The organism is Pseudomonas sp. IT-347P, from assembly GCF_949768005.1.
Classification (GTDB): domain Bacteria; phylum Pseudomonadota; class Gammaproteobacteria; order Pseudomonadales; family Pseudomonadaceae; genus Aquipseudomonas.
The window spans coordinates 135,420-155,029 of the sequence record NZ_CATKPQ010000033.1; the positions used below are offsets into that span (position 1 = coordinate 135,420).

A 19,610-nucleotide genomic window follows, 5' to 3' on the forward strand; every position below is an offset into this window, starting at 1 on the left:
GCATCGTTGGCAGTCACTTATTGTGAGGGCGCGCCACTCAAAGCGGTTACCTGGTTGAAACAGTGGATACAGGACTGTTTGCTGGAGCGTCTGCAACCATAGACAGGGTTAATCAAATCGATAGCCTGCTATTTTTCTGGGATGGTCTACCCTCAGATCAGACGTCTGAAACAAGGGGGATTTTCCATGCTCGCGCAACTTCCACCGGCCTTACAGAATCTGCAGCTTCCGCTTCGCCTGCGGCTCTGGGACGGTCATGAATTCAATCTGGGACCGACGCCCAGCGTCACCATCGTGGTCAAGGACCCACAGATGGTTAGCCAGTTCACCCATCCAAGCCTCGATGCGCTCGGAGCGGCATTCGTTGAAGGCAAGCTTGAGCTGGAGGGCTCGATCAGCGAAGTTATCCGGGTCTGCGACGAATTGAGCAGTGCCTTGCTCGATGAAGACGAAGGCAGCCAGCCAGTGCGGGCCTTGCACGACAAGGAAACTGACGCCAAAGCCATCTCCTACCACTATGACCTGTCCAATGCGTTCTACCAGCTCTGGCTGGACAGCGACATGGCCTATTCCTGCGCGTATTTCGAAACGGGCAGCGAAACCCTCGAACAGGCGCAACAAGCCAAATTCCGCCACTTATGCCGCAAGTTGCGTCTGCAGCCGGGTGATTATCTGCTGGACGTCGGTTGCGGTTGGGGTGGACTGGCCAGATATGCCGCGCGGGAGTTCGGGGCGAAGGTATTCGGCATCACCCTGAGCAAAGAACAATTGGAACTGGCCCGCGAACGGGTCAAAGCAGAAGGTCTGGAAGACCAGGTCGAACTGCAATTGCTCGACTATCGGGATCTGCCCCAGGACGGGCGTTTCGACAAGGTGGTCAGCGTCGGCATGTTCGAACACGTGGGCCATGCCAACCTGGCCGAGTACTGCAAAACCCTGTTTGGCGCGGTGAAGGACGGCGGTCTGGTGATGAACCATGGCATAACCGCCAAACACACCGACGGCCGTCCGGTGGGACGCGGTGCCGGGGATTTCATCGAGAAATATGTATTCCCCAACGGCGAGCTGCCGCACCTGGCGATGATCTCGGCCGAGATCAGCGAAGCCGGGCTGGAGATTGTCGACGTCGAAAGCCTGCGCCTGCACTACGCACGCACGCTGGATCACTGGAGCGAGCGGCTTGAGGACAACCTCGAAGCGGCTGGCAAACTGGTGCCGGATCAAGCGCTGCGCATCTGGCGTCTGTACCTGGCCGGCTGCGCTTATGCGTTTGCGCGTGGCTGGATCAATCTGCATCAGATCCTCGCGGTGAAGGCACATGCGGATGGCAGTCATGAACTGCCGTGGACTCGCGACGACATCTATAACCCTTGATCCTTGTTGAGTCCTCTGCGTGTGAGGGGACTCTCAAAGAATCGGTGAAATCAGCCGGGCGATCCGCATGCCGATCTGTTGCAGGCGGTGGATCTCCCGGCTTTCTTCTTTGGCGACTTCGTAGGCTTGCTCGAAATCGGCAATGAGCATGTTTTCCACGCTGGCGGCGAAGTCGCTGTCGACGGTCAGCAGCATCACTTCGAAATTCAGCCGGAACGAACGGTTATCCAGGTTGGCGCTGCCGATTGCACTGATCTCACTGTCGATCAACACCACTTTCTGATGCAGGAAACCGGGTTCGTAACGGAATACCCGCACGCCGGCACGCACGGCTTCAAAGGCGTAGAGGCTGGAAGCGGCGTAAACGATGCGGTGATCGGGGCGCGATGGCAGCAGCACTCGCACATCGACGCCACGCAGCACCGCCAATCGCAGTGCGGCGAATACGGCTTCGTCGGGAATGAAATACGGGCTGGTGATCCACACCCGTTCGGTCGCCGCGTGGATCGCTTCAACAAAGAACAGCGAGCAGGTTTCGTAGGCATCCGCCGGGCCGCTGGCGAGCAATTGGCAGAGCACGCCGTCGTCCGGGTATTCGTCGGGCAGGATCAGTGGCGGCAGGGTGCGCGCCGCCCAGAACCAGTCTTCGGCAAAGGATTCCTGCATGCACGCGACCACGGGGCCGCGTACCTTCACATGAGTATCGCGCCATGGCGCCAGCGGTGGTTTTTCACCCATGTACTCATCGCCGACGTTATGACCGCCGACAAACCCGACGACGCCGTCGACCACGACAATCTTGCGGTGGTTACGAAAGTTGACCTGAAAGCGATTGAGCCAGCCACTGCGCGTGGCGAAAGCTTTTACTTCGACGCCGCCATCGCGTAGTGCCTGCACATAACTGTGGGGCAGGGCATGGCTGCCAATGCGGTCGTAAAGCAGATGGATGGCTACGCCCTCAGAGACTTTCTTCAGGAGCAGATCACGCAAGCGCTGACCGAGCCGATCATCGTGGATGATGAAAAACTGCACCAGCACGGCTTCTTTGGCTTGATCGATGGCGTGGAAAATCGCCTCGAAGGTGGCCGCACCGTTGACCAACAATTGCACTTCGTTGTTGGCCAGACACGGCATGCGCCCGAGTTTGGGCATCGCGCGTAGCGAGGCGTAGGCATTTGAAGCGCGCGCGGTCAGGGCCTCTTCCACCCAAGGGCGCCAGTTCAACTCGGAGATGGCTTGGCGCATGTGCTCGTTCGCCTGACGCCGTGCCTTGATGTAACCATCGAAGGTGCTGCGTCCGAACACCAGGTACGGAATAAGCGTGAGATACGGAATGAAGATCAGCGACAATGCCCAGGCGATCGAGCCTTGAGCCGTGCGTACGGTGAGCACCGCGTGAACGGCGGCGATCAAGCCGAGGGTGTGTATCAGGGCGATCAGATAACCGAAAATGTGCGGTCCAAAATAATCCATGGGGCAGCCTTGCTCCGGAAGATTCAATGCTTAACAGACCATGTTCTGTCGCGAATGTCGCTATTTAATTGGGGCATGAACCGAAGCCATTGGCCGACGTCTAACGGCCACTACTGATCAGGAGTTTTTCGATGAACGTTCGTCTGCTGGGTTTGGCGCTGGGCCTGGGTTTGGCATTGCCGCTGGTTGCGCAGGCGCAGATGCTGCAGCCGGGGCTGTGGGAAATGACATCGAGTAACGTCAAGGTCGATGACCAGCCGATGGATGTGCAATCGATCCTCGGGCAGCTGCAGGGCCAGATGACCCCGCAACAGCGCGCGGCGCTGGAGAAGAACGGGATCAACATCGGCGGCAAGGGCATTCGTGCCTGCCTGACGCCGGAACAGGTGGCGACCAACGATATTCCATTGGCCGACCCGCAATCGGGTTGCAAACAGCAGATCACTGATCGCACGGGCAACCAGTGGAAATTCCGTTTCAGTTGCCCGAAAGCGCAGGGCACCGGGGTGGCGACATTCCTCAGTGATCGTGAGTTCACCACCGTGGCCAACGGTACGTTCAACGCAATCGGGATCAATCAGAAGGGCAGTCTGGAGACTCGCGCGGTTTGGTTGGGCCAGGACTGCGGCACCGTTAAACCCAGGGCCTGAAAGCTTCGTGAGCAAACCCGCTCCCACATTGGAATGCATCCAAGTGTGGGAGCGGGCTTGCTCGCGAAGGCTTCATAACATTTAGCGCATAAACCTGAGCGCCAGCCCGCGACACCCATCATTCACCCGACCCTCCCGCCAGGCAATCTGCCCCGACACGATTGTCGCAATCACCCGATGCCGAAAGCTGCGCCCGGCAAACGGCGTCCATCCGCACTGCGACAGAATCGGCTGCCGATCGACCTCCAGCCTCTGCGCTTCAACCAACACCAGATCCGCCCAGTACCCTTCACGCAGGTATCCACGATCGGGAATCGCAAACAGGTCCGCCGCTCGATGGCTGGTCTTCGCCACCAACGTAGTGATCGGCAGCACATCGTCCGCCACCAATTCCATCAGTGCCGGCAACGCGTGCTGTACTAATGGCAAACCCGCAGGTGCTTGCGCATAAGGTCGCTGTTTTTCCTCCCTGGTATGCGGTGCATGGTCACTGCCAATCACATCCAGCCGATTGCTGTTCAGGGCCGCGCGCAATGCATCGCGATCGGCCCGGGTTTTGATTGCCGGATTGCATTTGATCAGGTTGCCGAGGTGGGAATAGTCGCGATCATCAAACAGCAAATGGTGCAGACAGACTTCCGCAGTGATGCGTTTTTGCGCCAGCGGCCTGTCCTCGAACAACGCCAGTTCACGTGCCGTGGTCAGATGCAAAACATGCAGGCGCGTGCCATGACGTTTCGCCAGATCAACCGCCAGCGAAGAAGAGCGATAACAGGCTTCGGCATTGCGGATGAGCGGGTGAGCGCCGGGGGGGATTTGTTCACCGAACAACTCGCGCAGGTTGGCTGCGTTGGCGTCGATCGTCGGCGTGTGCTCGCAATGAGCCAACAGAATTGTCGGCACCTCGGCGAACAGCCGCTCAAGGATCTGCGGATCATCCACCAGCATGTTGCCGGTCGACGCGCCCATGAACACTTTCACACCGGCCACTTCGCAGGGATTGAGTGCCGCCACCGTGTCGAGGTTGTCCTGGCTCACGCCAAAGTGAAAGCCGTAATTGGCCACTGAGGACATCGCAGCCCGGCGCTTTTTATCCGCCAATGCGTCGAGGGAGAGGGTGGCGGGACTGGTGTTAGGCATGTCCATGAAGCTGGTGATGCCACCCGCGACCGCCGCACGTGACTCGGAATGAAGGCTGCCCTTGGCAGGCGCACCGGGCTCACGAAAATGCACTTGGTCGTCGATCATCCCCGGCAGCAGCCATTGGCCGTTCGCATCGATTTCCACTTGGGCGTTTTCGCCTTCGATGCTGCGGGCAATCTTGACGATGCGTCCATTGCTGAGCAACAGATCGCCGTCGAACACACGTCCTTCGTTGACCATTCTTGCGTTGCGGATCAGCACGCTGCTCATGGCTCAGAACTCGTTCTGCAGGGCTTTGTAGCCACGCACCAGATCGACGTTGGTGCGCGCCACGTCTTCGGAAAACTCCGAGGCACTGACGCTCACCGGTGGGAATTGCGAGAGGTCGGTGTTCGGACCGATACGGGTGGTGGAGGGCACATAAAACGCGTCCGGCAAATCGCGACCATCGACCACCGAGTTGTGCCGCACCACGCAACCGTTGCCGACGACGCAGTTGAACAGCACGCTGTTGAAGCCGATGAACACCCGGTGGCCGACGACGCAGGGACCGTGCACGATCGAGCGATGGGCGATGGAACTGTACTCGCCGATGGTCACCGCCGCGCCGGATTTGGAATGGATAACCACGCCATCCTGGATGTTCGAATTCGCGCCGATGGTGATCGGCTCCATCGCGCCCGATGCGTCCACTTCATCGGCACGGATTACTGCGTAGGGCCCGACGAAAACGTTTTCGCCGATCACTACTTTGCCGCAGATGATCGCGGTCTTATCGACGTAGGCCGACTCGGCAATGTGCGGTAAATCACCTGAAGGATTCTTGCGGATCATGGCTGGCTCAGTGCGTCGCAAAGGGTGTTGAGGTTGTATTCGAACAGACCGGTGAAGGTACTGGCGGGACCACTGGCCGCGAGAGCATCCGAGTAGAGCGTGCCGCCGATGTGTGCGCCGCTCTCGTCGGCGATCTGCTGGAGCAGGCGTGCGTCCTTGATGTTTTCCATGAACACCGCTTTGACGTGGGTCTGACGAATCTGGGTGATCAATGCAGCGACTTCGGCCGCCGAGGGTTCGCGTTCGGTGGATAGACCTTGCGGCGCCATGAAGTCGATGCCGTACGCCTGACCGAGATAACCGAAAGCATCATGGCTGGTAACGATCTTGCGGTTGCCCGGAGGCAGCGCACCGAGTTTGGCTTTGGCTTCTGCGAGGAGGGCGTAAATCTGCTTCAGGTAGGTTTTGCTGTTGCGTTCGTAGTCGGCTTTGTTCGCAGGATCGGCGGCACTCAGGGCTTTGGTGATATTGGCGACGTACAGCTCGGCGTTCGCCAGATTGTGCCAGGCATGCGGGTCGGGCACGGTTTCGCCGTCTTCATCCAGCGAGCGTGGAATCACGCCGCGGCTGGCGCTGACGACCGTGGCCTTGGTCTCCGTACTGGTGACCAGACGATCCAGCCATGGCTCGAAACCCAAGCCATTCTTGATGACCAGTCTGGCCTTGAGCAGAGCTTTGGCATCGTCCGGTGTTGGTTCATAAGTGTGGGCATCGGCGTCAGGGCCGACCATGTTAGTGATCTGCACATGCTCGCCGCCGACCTGATGGACCATATCGGCGAGGATGCTGAAGCTGGTGACCACGGGCAGTTTTTCCGCGGCCGACAATGACATCGACAGCATCAGGCTGAACAGCACGAGTAGAGCGCGCATCGGGAAACACCTCATTGGGATGTGAGCAAAGGCGGGCGGCGCAACAGACCGTGCACCGGCCCGAACACCACGGACAACAGATAGCCGAGGCCTGCGACCAGCACGATGGCCGGGCCGCTCGGCAGCGAGTAGTAGAACGACAGCAGCAAGCCGAACCAGACCGAGAGGCAGCCGATGATGGCCGCGATGGCAATCAGGGTCGGTAGACGACGGCTCCAGAATCGCGATGCAGCGGCGGGCAGCATCATCAGTCCGACCACCATCAGCGCGCCGATGGCCTGGAACCCGATCACCAGATTGAGGACGACCAGCGTCAGGAAGACGCCGTGGGCAAGGGGGCCGAGGCGGCTGACCATTCTCAAGAACAACGGGTCGAGGGTGTCGAGCAGCAGCGGTTTGTAGATCAGGGACATGGCCATCAGGCTGAATCCCGAGACCCACAACATGCCGGTGAGTGTTGGCCCGTCGACGGCCAGTGCCGAGCCGAACAGCAGGTGCAACAGATCGAGGCGTTTGCCGGCGATGCCGAGGATGAGTACGCCACAGGCCAGTGAGATCGGATAGATTGCCGCGAGGCTGGCGTCTTCGCGCAGGCCGGTGCGACGGGTAATCCAGGCGGCGAGGCCGGCCATGCTCAGACCTGCGCCCAAGCCTCCCAGCGTTAACGCGGGCAGACTCAGTCCGGCAAACCAGAAACCCAATGCCGCGCCGGGAAGAATGCCGTGGGCGACGGCGTCACCGATCAGGCTCATCCGTCGCAGAATCAGGAACACGCCGAGCGGCGCGGTGCTGCACGCTAACACCAGTCCGCCGAGCAGGGCGCGGCGCATGAACACGAATTCATTGAATGGTTGCCAGAGATGGGCGACGGTGAGCATCAGGCCACCTGCGTGTGAGGGGTTTGCTGAATGAGTTCTGCGCTCGTGCCGAACACGCAATCACGGTTTTTGATCAGCAACGTTTTGGGGATGTGTTGGCGCACGGCTGCGAGGTCGTGACACACCACGACCAGAGTTCGACCCTCGCCGTGCCAGGCGTGGATGTGCTGCCAGAGCAACTGCTGACCGAGTTCATCGAGTGCGGCGTGGGGTTCGTCGAGCAGCAGCACGGGCGCGTCAGTCAGACTCAATCTGGCGAGCAGGGCGCGTTGCAGTTCACCGCCGGACAGGGCCATGATTGGACGGTGCTGGAGTCCGCTCAGGTGCCAGTTCGCCAGTGCGTCTTCCATGCGCTGGCTGCGTAGTCGGGTCGAGAGCCTGCGTCCCCAGAAACCGGCGGCGATCAGTTCTTCGAGGCTGATGGGGAATTGGCGATCCAGATGCTGTTGCTGGGGCAAGAAGGACAACCCGCTTTGGCGTGGAACGCTCAGAGCGACATTGCCTGCCAACGGCTTTTGCAGCCCGGCAATGACCTTCAGCAGGCTACTTTTGCCGCAGCCGTTGGCGCCGATGATCGCCGTCAGGCTGCCGCTTTCGAACTCCAGGCTCAGGGGCGCAGTCAGTGGTTGTCCAGGTGCACCCCAACTCAGGGATTGGCAGCGGATCATGCTTGCTCTCGCTGCCAGCGGCTTTCGGCGACGGCGTCGTGGGCGTGCAAACTTTCGGCATGGATCACTCGCAGGTGAAATGCACTGACTCCCGGCGTGCGTCGCAGGGCCAGATTCAATCGGCGCGCGGCATCTTCGCAGAACATCAGGTTTTGCCCGTTGGCGAGAGCGAAGGCTTGTTCATCTGCGCGCTTCACCGCAGTTTGTACGGCAGTGCCGAGCGCGGCTTCAGCGTCATTGATGATTACGCTTAGCGGTAACTCATCAATGAAATCGTCGAGGTGAAGGTGCAGTTGTGCTGTGCTGCGTTGGCTATGAGGCGTAGCAAGGATGCCTTGGGTCGAGCCAAGCCACGCCAAAACGTCGGCGTGCTGAAGATTTTTGTTAGCGAAGTCGTCGATGAATTGTTGCTGGATCAACTGTCGCGCCAATGCCGCAGAGCAAGGGCAAGTGGAGGAGTAGGGCACGTCGATTTTGAGTTCCACGTGGAACACTTCATTTATCAGACTGGCGAAAATGCTCGCCGGATAAGACTTCCACCCGGCCAGTGGGCTGATAAGCGCTGCCCTTTTCAGCAGTAGGTCGGTGTGGATATTCAGGTAGGCGCGGGTGGATAAACCTTGATGGCTTTGCAGGAAATGCTTGAGCACCTGATGCAGTCGCGCTGGGGATAGGCTCTTCCGTTCGAGTGCTTCCAAGGCCAGATACAGCCGTGACATATGAATGCCGCGCGCGTCGCCATCATCAAGACTTACACCCGCATCAGCCTTGGCGCTCAGGCGTTGACCCTCTAACAAGACAGGTAACGCAATCCCGTGCATGCCCACCCATTCGAGCGGCAAAGCCTGGCGAGTGACCTGCGCGGCGATATCCGGAAGTGTCATCGAATTCATGTTCGGAACCATCGTGTTGATTGAATTGAATGTTACATTATAACAATACAACCGACGATGCTTTTTTCATGAACAGGTTTTCATATGCACAGACGCCATCTGCTTAATCTGATCCTGGCCAGCGCGGCTTTGGCCCTACCTTTCAGTGTGTCAGCCACGCAGATTCGCAACGCACGCCTGTGGCGCTCGGATGAAAAACTGCGGTTGGTGTTCGATTTGAGTGGTTCCGTCCGTTACAAAACCTTCGCGCTAACGGCTCCGGAGCGTTTGATTATTGATGTGTCCGGTGCGAGCGTCGGCGCTGATTTGAATCAGCTGGCGCTAAAGGGAACGGTGATTCGTTCGATTCGTTCCGCTCCGCTTGGTCGTGGGGATACGCGGATTGTTTTGGATCTGAACGATCCGGTGCTGTTGAACAGCTTCCTTTTGGCGCCGCAGGACGGCCAAGGTCATCGCTTGGTTCTGGATTTGGTCAGCGTTAAATCCACGCCCAATACGCCGATAGTTCCACGTGAAACATCTCCGATTAAGACGCATCCGAGACGCGACATTATTGTTGTTGTTGATCCTGGGCACGGCGGAAAGGATCCCGGCGCAGTCGGCGCAAAGGGAGAAAAAGAAAAAGATGTGGTGCTTGCCATCGCGCAGCTGCTCGCCAAACGCCTGAAAAAAGAGAAAGGCTTCGACGTGAAACTGGTGCGCAATGACGACTTTTTCGTACCGTTGCGCAAGCGCGTGGAGATCGCGCGTCAGCACAAGGCCGACATGTTTATCTCGGTGCATGCCGATGCAGCTCCGCGTCTTACCGCTTCCGGAGCGTCGGTCTACTGCCTGTCGGAGGGCGGTGCGACATCGGCGACGGCACGCTTCATGGCGCAGCGTGAGAACGGCGCGGACCTGCTCGGCGCCACCCGTCTGCTCAATCTGAAAGATCAGGATCCGATGCTGGCGGGGGTGATTCTCGACATGTCGATGAACGCTACGATCGCCGCCAGTCTGCAGTTGGGCAGTACGGTGCTTGGCAGTCTCGCCGGCATCACCACACTGCATCAGAAGCGCGTGGAACAGGCAGGTTTCGCGGTTCTGAAATCGCCAGATGTACCCTCGATTCTGGTGGAGACCGGCTTCATTTCCAACGTGCGTGACAGTCAGCGACTGGTCACGGCGCGGCACCAGCAAGCCGTGGCCAACGGATTGTTTGAAGGGTTGCAGCGTTACTTTGAAAAGAACCCGCCGATCGACAGCTACATGGCCTGGCAGCAAGTGCAGCAAAACCCGCCGGTTTAGCAGCCGGTCATGCGGCTGCAGGTGAATTTGGCACTGCTGCCGCCCGAACTGGAGACACGGTTGATGGTCGTCCAGCCGACACGCCGGGTATAGCCAACCCAAACCTCGCCATCAGAGGCGATGCCGGTAAAGAACGTCAATTGCCCGAAACGACTGTTGGTCTGCGCCCAATAACGCCGACCACTTTTCTCAAATCCACGCAGATAAAGGGTGTCGCCGGCTGTGTTGACGCTATAAGCGTTCCCTTCGGCGTCGACACACGCCAAGAGGTTGGCGCTGCGTGTGCAGCTGGCGAGCGCTGGTAATTGCGCAAAAGCGTTGCCGGCCAGCAGCATCCCAAGGCTCAAGATTGAGCATTTCAGCGCACTTTTCATGGTGATTTCCGAACTCGGGATGGGCACAGCCTGCTGTTCTTGATCGATCAAGACAAGAGAAGGCTGGTTTCTTTCTGTTGTTATACTATAACATTAATCCGAATTAAGCTTTGGCAGGTCGATTTAAAGGCGTCGGTTTTCTACATGATCCATGTGGGAAGCGCGAAAACGCCACGCGCAGCAAAAGCGCTGATTGACTGCCTCCTGAAGAGGATTATCCAATGTCAGAAAAGTTACCCGTCACCGTACTTTCAGGATTTCTAGGTGCTGGAAAAAGTACACTTTTGAATTACGTACTACGTAATCGAGACGGTTTGCGAGTAGCCGTCATCGTCAATGATATGAGCGAGATCAACATTGATGGCAGCGAAGTGCAGCGAGATGTCAGCCTGAATCGTGCGGAAGAAAAAATAGTCGAAATGAGTAACGGCTGTATCTGCTGTACGTTACGCGAAGACCTGCTGGAAGAGGTCAGCAAGCTCGCTCGTGAAGATCGCTTCGATTATCTGCTGATCGAATCCACCGGGATTTCCGAGCCGATGCCCGTGGCAGAAACGTTTACCTTCCGCGATGAGCACGGCCAGAGCCTCTCCGACATCGCGCGTCTGGACACGATGGTCACTGTAGTCGACGGTATGAACTTCCTGCCGGACTACCAGGCAGCGGAAAGCCTCGCTTCCCGTGGCGAGATCCTTGGCGAGGAAGATGAGCGCTCCATCACTGATCTGTTGATCGAGCAAATCGAGTTCGCCGACGTGCTGTTGATCAGCAAGATCGATTTGATCAGCCAGCGCGAGCGCGAAGAATTGATCGCCATCCTCCAGCGTCTCAACGTCCGTGCGGAAATCATCCCGATGGTGATGGGCGAGGTGCCGTTGGCAAAGATCCTCAATACCGGATGCTTTGACTTCGAGAAAGCTGCACAGGCACCGGGATGGTTGCAGGAATTGCGCGGTGAGCATGTGCCGGAAACCGATGAGTACGGCATCGCCTCCACCGCCTATCGCGCTCGCCGGCCCTTTCACCCGCAACGTTTTTTCAGCTTTATTGACCGTCCGTGGCTGAACGGTAAATTGCTGCGCTCCAAAGGTTTCTTTTGGCTCGCGAGCAAACCCACAGACGCCGGCAGTTGGTCGCAGGCCGGTGGTTTGATGCGCCACGGTTTTGCCGGGCGCTGGTGGCGTTTCGTGCCGAAGGAACAATGGCCGCAAGATCAGGACAGTACCGCTGCCATCATGGAAAACTGGACGCCGAGCGTAGGAGACTGCCGCCAGGAAATGGTGTTCATCGGTCAGAACATCGATTTCCTACAGCTCTCAGCCGAACTGGACGCCTGCCTGCTCACCGATGAGGAAATGTCCCTCGGTGTAGAGGGTTGGCGTTCGCTTCCCGATCCGTTCGGCCCTTGGCATGAAGAGGCCGCCTGATGCTTGCCCTCAAACAAACGCAAATCCGCACGCGTCATCAGCACCAAGGCCCGACCCCAAAAACGCTGACGCGCATTCTCGACGACGACACCAACCTCGCCGTCTGGCAACGCCAACTGCCGTTGCACATTAGCGAATTTGCCCACCTGCTGCTGTCGCTCAATGAACCCTTGGCGCAGTCTTTGTGCCTCGAGTTGCCGGATGAGGACGCCGAGCCTGATCTCACTGGCCTGGCATCAGGCTTTCGTGATCTTGAAGGCTACGAGGGCTTTATCGCCGACCTGAAATGGCTGGTCAGCGCCTTCGCCTGCTTGCTGGGTGCGCGGCGAATCGGACTGCGCCTGCGCGTCCTCGATAAAGCCATGTGCCCACGCTTCCATGTCGATCACGTGCCGGTACGCCTGATTACGACCTATGCCGGCGGTGGCAGCCAATGGTTGAGGGAGGGCGCGATGGATCGTACTCAGATGGGGCAGGCCAACGCCGAGCCCCACCTGCAAATCCAGCAACTCAACAGCGGTGAGGTGGCATTGTTTAAAGGCGAGAAATGGCACGGCAATGAAGGCTTCGGCCTGATCCACCGCTCGCCGCAACCGGCGGTGGGCGAGCGCCGTCTGATACTGACCCTCGACTGGCTCGGTTGACGCCTCAAGGCTTCAGCCACTTACCCTGGCTCTGGCCTTCGCAATAGGGCTTTAGATACGCTGCGTCCGTGGCCACACCGTAATAGTGGATATCCTGGCGATAAGGCATATTGGCGACTTGCGCGTTGCTGCATACGCCAAACGCACCGCTCGGGCACCGATCGACGTACTGTACGTCGACTTTCTGCCCGGCCAGCGTCGGTTGGCAAAAACCGTCGTTGAACAGTTTCTCCGGAATATTGCGGTTCTGCTGGCAGACTTTGACGTCGAGCCGCTCGCCCTGACTGTGCACCACGCAGGCCTGGGCCCATGCTTCGCTCGACAGCAGCGCCATCAGCAACGACCATCCCCTCCAACGCATCTTTGAATCTCCCAAGAAAGCTCCCGGCCATGTTGCAGAACATTCCCACCCATGTCATTGCTGGCCCTTTGGGCGCTGGCAAGACCAGCCTGATTCGCCAACTCATGGCCCAGCGTCCGGACGGCGAGCGTTGGGCGGTGCTGATCAACGAGTTCGGCCAGATCGGTCTCGACGCCGCCTTGTTGACGAGCGATGCCGATGGTATCGCACTCGGTGAAGTAGCCGGCGGCTGCCTGTGTTGCGTCAACGGCGCGCCGTTTCAGATCGGCCTCGGGCGTTTGCTGCGCAAGGCGAAACCGGATCGCCTGTTCATCGAACCGTCCGGACTGGGGCATCCGGCGCAGTTGATCAAACAGTTGAATGAGGCGCCGTGGCTGGGTGTGCTGGCGGTGCAGCCGTGTGTGCTGGTGCTGGATGCTCAAGCGCTCAACGCGGGAAAGGTTCTGCCGGCAGCGCAACAGCAAGCGTTGGCCAGTGCGGGATTGTTGCTGCTGAACAAGGCGGAAAACCTTGATGAAAATGAACGGCAGAGCATCGCCGGTCAGCTTCCGCCGGTCCGGCATGTCTGGACGCAGCAGGCGCAACTCGCCTTGAGCGAGCTACCGGGGCTGGCGGCGCAAGCGGTCAGCGGTGTGGATAACCTGGTGGTGCCCAGAGGATTGGCGCAGATGCCGGCAGTCTGGAGCGACCCGACGCTGCCGATTTGCCTGAGTCAGGCGCAAGAGGGGGGCTGGAGCATCGGATGGCGCTGGCATCCGGGGCAAACGTTCGACACGCGTCGCATTGCCGATTGGCTAACGCGGCTCAATTGGAAAAGGGCGAAACTGGTTATCCACAGCGTGGATGGCTGGGTGTCGGCGAATGCGCTGGAGCACGCAGCGTTGATCTGGCAGGCCAGTGAATGGCGAAAAGATTCGCGAATCGAGTTGATCTTCAGTGAGGCGCAGGATGTTGAGGTGCTTCAGAGAACGTTGTCGGAGTGCCGTGAAGGTTAATACCAGCAGATCGCAGCCATCGGCAGTGTTTACGGTTTCCACTTGGTGTGTTCTTGCCGCCACTGGCTCAACTCGATGACTTCCGCCCGTGGTTTGTGCACTTCAACCACCGGCGGCGTGTCATCGAACGGTGCCGGGTAGGGCGCCAGTTCGATCTGCGCACTGTGCGCGCCAAACTGGGTGATGGTGCCGTTATGGCGGGTTTCGCCGGTCACGGTGAACTCGAAGTTGTACACCCGCGCCAGCCGTCGGCGACCGTTGGCGTCCTTGATGAATCCGATCTTCCTCAGGGCAACGTTGCCGTCGAGCAACTCGACCCGTACGTTCAGGCAATGCTGTTTGACCCGCTCCAGCGCGCGTTCGCGCAAGCCGTGGTTGTGCCACAGCCAGGCGCCGGCAGTGGCGAACAGTATCAGCACGAAGATGTTTTCCAGGGTCAGCATCAACATCGAACTCCAAAAGATAGCGTCAGCTTAACTGCGTCGCCGGTCTGTCGTACAGGCTGCGTTTCGTCGCATACTGCGCGGCTTGAATTTCAATCGTTTTACGGAATGACCCGAATGAAACGTACGCCTCATCTGCTCGCCATTCAGTCCCACGTGGTGTTCGGCCACGCTGGCAACAGCGCCGCGGTTTTTCCGATGCAGCGGGTCGGGGTCAATGTCTGGCCGCTCAACACCGTGCAGTTTTCCAACCACACCCAATACGGTCAGTGGGCCGGTGAGGTGCTGGCGCCGCAACAGATTCCCGAGCTGGTCGAAGGTATCGCGGCGATTGGCGAGCTGGGTAATTGCGATGCGGTGCTGTCCGGTTACCTCGGCAGCGCGGCGCAGGGGCGGGCGATTCTCAGCGGCGTCGAGCGCATCAAATCGGTTAACCCGAAGGCGTTGTATTTATGTGATCCGGTGATGGGCCACCCGGAGAAGGGTTGCAGCGTGCCGACCGAGGTCAGCGATTTCCTGCTGGAAGAGGCCGCGGCCGTGGCGGACATCATGTGCCCGAACCAGTTGGAGCTGGACAGCTTTTCCGGACGCAAGCCGCAGTCGCTGTTCGATTGCCTGGCGATGGCACGGGCGCTGCTGGCGCGTGGGCCGAAAGCGGTGCTGGTCAAACATCTGGACTATCCAGGCAAACCGGCCGATGGTTTTGAAATGTTGCTGGTGACAGCCGAAGGTAGCTGGCATCTGCGCCGTCCGCTGCTGGCTTTTCCGCGTCAGCCGGTGGGCGTGGGCGATCTGACGTCCGGCCTGTTTCTGGCGCGGGTGCTGCTGGGCGACAGTTTGGTGGCGGCGTTCGAATTCACCGCAGCGGCGGTGCATGAGGTGTTGCTGGAGACTCAGGCGTGTGCCAGTTATGAGTTGCAACTGGTGCGGGCGCAGGACCGGATTGCACATCCACGGGTGAAGTTTGAGGCTACCGCGATCAGTCTGTAAGAGCGCGTCGCCACATTCGCGAGCAAGCCCGCTCCCCCATTGGATCTGTGGCGTACACAAAACCAATGTGGGAGCGGGCCTGCTCGCGAAAGCTATAGACCAAACAGCATCAATCCAAAGGCTGATCAGGCGTCGCCCTTGATCTCCTGATAGCGCTTTTCCAGCTCCTGGCGAATCTGCCGGCGTTGCTGCGCCTGCATATAACGACGCTTGTCTTCGCTGTTCTGTGGTTGCAGCGGCGGCACCGGTGCCGGCTTACGCTGGTCATCCACCGCCACCATGGTGAAGAAGCAGCTATTGGTGTGGCGCACCGAGCGCTCGCGGATGTTTTCGGTGACGACTTTGATGCCGACTTCCATCGAGGTGTTGCCGGTGTAGTTGACCGACGCGAGGAAGGTCACCAGTTCGCCGACATGGATCGGCTCGCGGAAAATCACCTGATCCACCGACAGGGTTACCACGTAGCGGCCGGCATAACGGCTCGCGCAGGCGTAGGCCACTTCGTCGAGGTATTTGAGCAGGGTGCCGCCGTGAACATTGCCAGAGAAGTTGGCCATGTCGGGGGTCATCAGTACCGTCATCGACAGCTGGGCGTTTCCGGGTTCCATAACGTTCTCACGGATCAAGGCTGGTTACTGGAAGCACCTCTGCGGGTGCCTGGTCGCTTTTCAAAAGCACCGTTATCGGGACGCCGGGCGACTGGCCGCCGTCACGCCGGATTCGATCTGTTTCCATATATTGCACCGCCTTCCAGGCGGAAGTCGCGGTGTTACCCTGCAAAAGCCCGCCTCAAGGGCAATTCCCACACGAAAAGCGGATTTTTACCTAGCTCGCTCAGACATTTCTGACGTCTGTGCGCGAGCCTCGTCATTCAAGGAGCCCACGCCATGCATGCCATCAGTTTTATTCAGGACTTGGCAGTGATCATGTTGGTCGCAGGTGTGGTGACCGTGTTGTTCCACCGGTTCAAGCAGCCGGTGGTGCTTGGTTACATCGTCGCTGGTTTCATCATTGGCCCGCACACGCCGCCGTTCGGTCTGATCCACGATGAAGAAACCATCAAGACCCTCGCCGAGCTCGGGGTGATTTTCCTGATGTTCTGCCTCGGCCTGGAGTTCAGCCTGCGCAAGCTGTTCAAGGTCGGTGCCACGGCGTTTATCGCGGCATTCCTCGAAATCGTCCTGATGATCTGGATCGGCTACGAAATCGGCCGCTGGTTCGACTGGAATACCATGGACTCGCTGTTCCTCGGCGCGATTCTGGCGATCTCCTCGACCACCATCATCGTCAAAGCCCTCAATGATCTGAAGATGAAGAACGAGCGCTTCGCGCAGTTGATCTTCGGTGTGCTGATCGTCGAAGACATCCTCGGCATCGGCATCATTGCGCTGCTCTCCAGTATTGCCGTCAGCGGCACGGTCAGCTCTGGCGAAGTGTTTTCCACGGTCGGCAAGTTATCGCTGTTCATGATCGTCGCGCTGGTCATCGGTATTCTGCTGGTGCCGCGCCTGCTGGCCTACGTGGCCAGATTCGAAAGCAACGAAATGCTGCTGATCACCGTGCTGGGGTTGTGTTTCGGCTTCTGCCTGCTGGTGGTCAAGCTTGAATACAGCATGGTGCTTGGCGCGTTCCTGATCGGCGCGATCATGGCCGAGTCGCGACAATTACTGAAGATCGAGCGGCTGATCGAGCCGGTCCGCGACCTGTTCAGCGCGATCTTCTTTGTCGCCATCGGGCTGATGCTCGACCCGCTGATTCTGCTCGAGTACGCATGGCCGATTGCGGTGATCACCGTAGCCGTTGTGCTCGGGAAGATGTTGTCCTGCGGCCTCGGAGCGTTTATCGCCGGCAATGACGGACGCACCTCACTGCGCGTGGGGATGGGCCTGTCACAGATTGGCGAATTTTCCTTCATCATCGCCGCGCTCGGGATGACCTTGCAGGTGACCAGTAACTTCCTCTATCCGGTCGCCGTGGCGGTGTCGGTGATTACCACGTTGCTGACGCCGTATCTGATTCGCGCGGCGGATCCACTGTCGATCAAGCTGTCGGCGGCCGTGCCCAAGCGTTTGGGGCGTGTGCTGGGCATGTACGGTGAGTGGCTGCGCAGTATCCAGCCGCAAGGCGAGGGCGCGATGCTGGCGTCGATCATCCGCAAGATCTTGCTGCAGGTCGGAGTCAATCTGGCACTGGTGATCGCGATTTTCTTCGCCGGCGCGTATTTCGCCGAGCGCATCTCGCTATGGCTACAGGACTGGATCAGTGATCCGAGCTGGCAGAAGGCGTTAATCTGGGGCGGGGCGCTGTTGCTGTCGTTGCCGTTCCTGATCGCCGCCTATCGCAAGCTCAAGGCGCTGTCGATGCTGCTGGCGGAGATGGGCGTGAAGCCGGAGATGGCCGGGCGTCACACGCAGCGAGTGCGCCGGGTGATCGCCGAAGTGATCCCGATCCTCTCGCTGCTGGTGATTTTCCTGCTGTTGGCAGCCTTGTCGGCCAGTATCTTGCCGACCAACAAGTTGCTGGTGCTGATCGCCGTGGTCGCGGCCGCCGTTGCAGCGCTGCTCTGGCGCTGGTTCATCCGCGTGCACACGCGGATGCAGGTGGCGTTGCTGGAAACCCTCGACAACCACAAGGAGTCGTCAGGGCATTGACCCGCCGGGGCGGCTGGCCGATCAGCTTTCCAGCCAGACGTCCCGCGCCCAGTGCCATACCGATTCCCAGGTTTCTTCGGCAATCAGCTCTTCTTCCGCCTGCCACAGCACCACGGTGCCATCTTCCTCAACGCAGTAGTAGTCGTCACCGTCCTGACAGATCGGGATCAGGCTGCGATCAACACCGACATCCCAGGCGTTGGCGGCAACCTCCGGCAAATAGGTGTGGGACTGCGGGTCGGTGACGGTCACCGGCTCGAGGCTGCCGTAAACCACATCGCTGACGGTCAGCAGAAACTCTTTGAAGACAAATGGAATGTCGATGAACAGTTGTTCTTCGATTTCGACCAGCAGATCTTCGTCAGGCAACTCCAAAGGAACCGGCACGGGTTCGTTGGCTTCACGCAGTTGTTCGATGATTTCTTCCACGTCCGGGATCCTCTTGCTTGAATGGCGCGGTTTATATGGGCCGGTTTATACAGTAGCTCGCTATAGATGCAACCGCGAAATAGAAAACCCCAGCCGAGGCTGGGGTTTTTTATTACGGCAGGTGACGCCCGGAAGGGATCAGCCGTTCTGGCGGATACCGGCCACGAGCCAAGGCTGGTTTTCACCCTGCGGACGTTCCATGTTCCAGCTTTCGCTGAACACTTCGCCCTGGTCGAAGCGCGAGGTTTTCGACACACCGCTGAAGGTCAGGGTGGCGATGGTCTTGTCGGCACGGTCATCGACGCCGTCCAGTTGCACCTGAAGGTTGTCGATGTAGGTCGACTGGAAGCCGTCGCCCAGATCCGCACGCTCACGCTTGAGGAACTCAAGCATTTGCGGGGTCACGAACTCGGCGATCTTGTCCATTTCGTTGGCGTCCCAGTGCTGTTGCAGCGACTGGAAGTGGCTGCGTGCAGCTTCAAGGAAGTTCTGCTCGTTGAACCAGGCGGGTGCGTTGATCACCGGACGAGCGGCAGCAGGCGCGGCCGAACCACCGAAGATCGAGCCCATGGCAGCTGGCTTCTGCTCGAACACTTCACGCTGCATCGGCGCGCCGGCCGGAGCGAACTGCTCTTGCTGCTTGCGTCGACGCGCGGCGATGAAGCGGAAGATCACGAAAGCGATCACGGCCATGATCAGGATGTCGAAGATCTGCATGCCCTGGAAGCCGCCGCCCATGAACATTGAAGCGAGCAGGCCACCGGCGGCGATGCCGGCCAGAGGGCCGAGCCATTTCGAAGCACCGCCGGCCTTGGCGGCAGCGCCTGCGGCACCGGCAGCACCAGCGGTTGCAGCGGCACCGCCGACGCCTGGAGAAGAAGGAGCCATCTGGCTGGTCTGGTGCGTCGGCGCAGCGCCGGCGCTTTTGCCACCACCAAAGCGCTTGGCGTTGGCGTCGAGGCTCATCGTCAGGCCGATGCACAACGCCATGGCGATGCTAAGAAAACGTTTCATAAAGGGTATTCCCGTTTGTGGAGACACGCGCGCCATGTTGCACAGCTGAAGTGTTACTGGCTAGCGAGAGAGTGTTTCGGGCTTTTGCCTGACAGGTCGCGTTCAGCTTCGCGAGGCAATCAGCCTATGTACTTTTGTCTGTAGGAAAAGGAGATAGGTTCAGAGGGATTGTTGGCTCAGAACAGCGAACTCTGTGGGAGCGAGCCTGCT

Annotated in this window: 21 protein-coding genes and 1 pseudogene; 9 read left to right on the forward strand and 13 right to left on the reverse strand. The window is 59.1% G+C overall.

Going from position 1 to position 19,610, the window contains the following annotated elements; translation table 11 throughout:
• Nucleotides 1-102 (forward strand): annotated as a pseudogene (locus ACM6IV_RS13375) (DUF2063 domain-containing protein); the annotation flags it as partial.
• Between the two features lie 84 nt (nucleotides 103-186).
• A complete protein-coding gene (cfaB, locus tag ACM6IV_RS13380) occupies nucleotides 187-1,374 on the forward strand; it encodes a C17 cyclopropane fatty acid synthase CfaB (RefSeq protein ID WP_414870358.1) in 1,188 nt (395 codons plus the stop codon).
• Nucleotides 1,375-1,407: 33 nt separating this feature from the next.
• Here the strand turns inward: cfaB and cls are convergent, their stop codons facing one another.
• Complete coding sequence (gene cls, locus ACM6IV_RS13385; protein ID WP_414870359.1) at nucleotides 1,408-2,847, reverse strand: cardiolipin synthase; 1,440 nt, start codon at nucleotides 2,845-2,847, stop codon at nucleotides 1,408-1,410.
• 131 nt (nucleotides 2,848-2,978) lie between these two features.
• Here cls and ACM6IV_RS13390 point away from each other — a divergent pair, with 131 nt between their 5' ends.
• Complete coding sequence (locus tag ACM6IV_RS13390; protein ID WP_414870360.1) at nucleotides 2,979-3,497, forward strand: DUF3617 domain-containing protein; 519 nt, start codon at nucleotides 2,979-2,981, stop codon at nucleotides 3,495-3,497.
• Between the two features lie 81 nt (nucleotides 3,498-3,578).
• Here ACM6IV_RS13390 and ACM6IV_RS13395 read toward each other — a convergent pair whose 3' ends face one another.
• Genes ACM6IV_RS13395 through folE2 form a run of 6 tightly spaced genes read right to left on the reverse strand, consistent with a single transcriptional unit; the run spans nucleotide 3,579 to nucleotide 8,785 of the window.
• Nucleotides 3,579-4,910, reverse strand: coding sequence for a dihydroorotase (locus ACM6IV_RS13395; RefSeq protein WP_414870361.1), 1,332 nt, complete (start codon nucleotides 4,908-4,910; stop codon nucleotides 3,579-3,581).
• Nucleotides 4,911-4,913: 3 nt separating this feature from the next.
• Nucleotides 4,914-5,474 (reverse strand): carbonate dehydratase, encoded by a 561-nt coding sequence (locus tag ACM6IV_RS13400; protein ID WP_414870362.1) that lies wholly within the window; start codon nucleotides 5,472-5,474, stop codon nucleotides 4,914-4,916.
• The gene (locus ACM6IV_RS13405; RefSeq protein WP_414870363.1) at nucleotides 5,471-6,346 is read right to left on the reverse strand and encodes a metal ABC transporter substrate-binding protein; all 876 of its coding nucleotides are present in this window, start codon (nucleotides 6,344-6,346) and stop codon (nucleotides 5,471-5,473) included. Before ACM6IV_RS13405 ends, ACM6IV_RS13400 begins: the two co-directional genes overlap by 4 nt.
• A gap of 11 nt (nucleotides 6,347-6,357) precedes the next feature.
• On the reverse strand, nucleotides 6,358-7,224 hold the full coding sequence (locus tag ACM6IV_RS13410) for a metal ABC transporter permease (RefSeq protein WP_414870364.1): 867 nt from the start codon (nucleotides 7,222-7,224) through the stop codon (nucleotides 6,358-6,360).
• Nucleotides 7,224-7,892 (reverse strand): metal ABC transporter ATP-binding protein, encoded by a 669-nt coding sequence (locus ACM6IV_RS13415; RefSeq protein ID WP_414870365.1) that lies wholly within the window; start codon nucleotides 7,890-7,892, stop codon nucleotides 7,224-7,226. Before ACM6IV_RS13415 ends, ACM6IV_RS13410 begins: the two co-directional genes overlap by 1 nt.
• Entirely contained in the window at nucleotides 7,889-8,785 is an 897-nt protein-coding gene (gene folE2 / locus ACM6IV_RS13420; protein ID WP_414870366.1) for a GTP cyclohydrolase FolE2, read from the reverse strand. The genes ACM6IV_RS13415 and folE2 overlap by 4 nt, the downstream gene beginning before the upstream one ends.
• An 84-nt stretch (nucleotides 8,786-8,869) precedes the next feature.
• Here folE2 and ACM6IV_RS13425 point away from each other — a divergent pair, with 84 nt between their 5' ends.
• Entirely contained in the window at nucleotides 8,870-10,072 is a 1,203-nt protein-coding gene (locus ACM6IV_RS13425) for an N-acetylmuramoyl-L-alanine amidase (protein WP_414870367.1), read from the forward strand.
• Here the strand turns inward: ACM6IV_RS13425 and ACM6IV_RS13430 are convergent.
• A complete protein-coding gene (locus ACM6IV_RS13430; RefSeq protein ID WP_414870368.1) occupies nucleotides 10,069-10,446 on the reverse strand; it encodes a glutamine synthetase in 378 nt (125 codons plus the stop codon). The two genes, ACM6IV_RS13425 and ACM6IV_RS13430, sit on opposite strands and share 4 nt — an antisense overlap.
• 221 nt (nucleotides 10,447-10,667) lie before the next feature.
• Here ACM6IV_RS13430 and zigA point away from each other — a divergent pair, with 221 nt between their 5' ends.
• Together zigA and ACM6IV_RS13440 are read left to right on the forward strand one after the other, a co-directional pair.
• On the forward strand, nucleotides 10,668-11,873 hold the full coding sequence (zigA, locus tag ACM6IV_RS13435; RefSeq protein WP_414870369.1) for a zinc metallochaperone GTPase ZigA: 1,206 nt from the start codon (nucleotides 10,668-10,670) through the stop codon (nucleotides 11,871-11,873).
• Complete coding sequence (locus ACM6IV_RS13440; protein WP_414870370.1) at nucleotides 11,873-12,517, forward strand: DUF1826 domain-containing protein; 645 nt, start codon at nucleotides 11,873-11,875, stop codon at nucleotides 12,515-12,517. Before zigA ends, ACM6IV_RS13440 begins: the two co-directional genes overlap by 1 nt.
• 4 nt (nucleotides 12,518-12,521) lie before the next feature.
• On the opposite strand, the gene ACM6IV_RS13445 is transcribed toward ACM6IV_RS13440, so the two are convergent.
• Nucleotides 12,522-12,878 carry an NADH:ubiquinone oxidoreductase gene (locus ACM6IV_RS13445; RefSeq protein WP_414870371.1) on the reverse strand — a complete coding sequence of 119 codons (357 nt, stop codon included), beginning with the start codon at nucleotides 12,876-12,878 and terminating at the stop codon, nucleotides 12,522-12,524.
• Between the two features lie 29 nt (nucleotides 12,879-12,907).
• Between ACM6IV_RS13445 and ACM6IV_RS13450 the strand changes: the two genes are divergently transcribed.
• Entirely contained in the window at nucleotides 12,908-13,873 is a 966-nt protein-coding gene (locus tag ACM6IV_RS13450) for a CobW family GTP-binding protein (protein WP_414870372.1), read from the forward strand.
• Nucleotides 13,874-13,902: 29 nt separating this feature from the next.
• On the opposite strand, the gene ACM6IV_RS13455 is transcribed toward ACM6IV_RS13450, so the two are convergent.
• Nucleotides 13,903-14,316, reverse strand: a complete 414-nt coding sequence (locus tag ACM6IV_RS13455; RefSeq protein ID WP_414870754.1) for a DUF3301 domain-containing protein — start codon at nucleotides 14,314-14,316, stop codon at nucleotides 13,903-13,905.
• A 117-nt stretch (nucleotides 14,317-14,433) separates the two neighbouring features.
• Between ACM6IV_RS13455 and pdxY the strand changes: the two genes are divergently transcribed.
• A complete protein-coding gene (gene pdxY, locus ACM6IV_RS13460) occupies nucleotides 14,434-15,306 on the forward strand; it encodes a pyridoxal kinase PdxY (RefSeq protein ID WP_007912061.1) in 873 nt (290 codons plus the stop codon).
• 125 nt (nucleotides 15,307-15,431) lie between these two features.
• On the opposite strand, the gene ACM6IV_RS13465 is transcribed toward pdxY, so the two are convergent.
• Nucleotides 15,432-15,914, reverse strand: coding sequence for an acyl-CoA thioesterase (locus ACM6IV_RS13465; RefSeq protein ID WP_041073853.1), 483 nt, complete (start codon nucleotides 15,912-15,914; stop codon nucleotides 15,432-15,434).
• A 279-nt stretch (nucleotides 15,915-16,193) separates the two neighbouring features.
• Here ACM6IV_RS13465 and ACM6IV_RS13470 point away from each other — a divergent pair, with 279 nt between their 5' ends.
• A complete protein-coding gene (locus tag ACM6IV_RS13470) occupies nucleotides 16,194-17,957 on the forward strand; it encodes a cation:proton antiporter (RefSeq protein WP_414870373.1) in 1,764 nt (587 codons plus the stop codon).
• Nucleotides 17,958-17,978: 21 nt separating this feature from the next.
• On the opposite strand, the gene ACM6IV_RS13475 is transcribed toward ACM6IV_RS13470, so the two are convergent.
• Together ACM6IV_RS13475 and ACM6IV_RS13480 are read right to left on the reverse strand one after the other, a co-directional pair.
• Nucleotides 17,979-18,386, reverse strand: a complete 408-nt coding sequence (locus ACM6IV_RS13475) for an SMI1/KNR4 family protein (RefSeq protein WP_122596783.1) — start codon at nucleotides 18,384-18,386, stop codon at nucleotides 17,979-17,981.
• 138 nt (nucleotides 18,387-18,524) lie between these two features.
• Nucleotides 18,525-19,400 carry a Tim44 domain-containing protein gene (locus ACM6IV_RS13480; RefSeq protein WP_122604635.1) on the reverse strand — a complete coding sequence of 292 codons (876 nt, stop codon included), beginning with the start codon at nucleotides 19,398-19,400 and terminating at the stop codon, nucleotides 18,525-18,527.
• Nucleotides 19,401-19,610 lie beyond the last annotated feature (210 nt).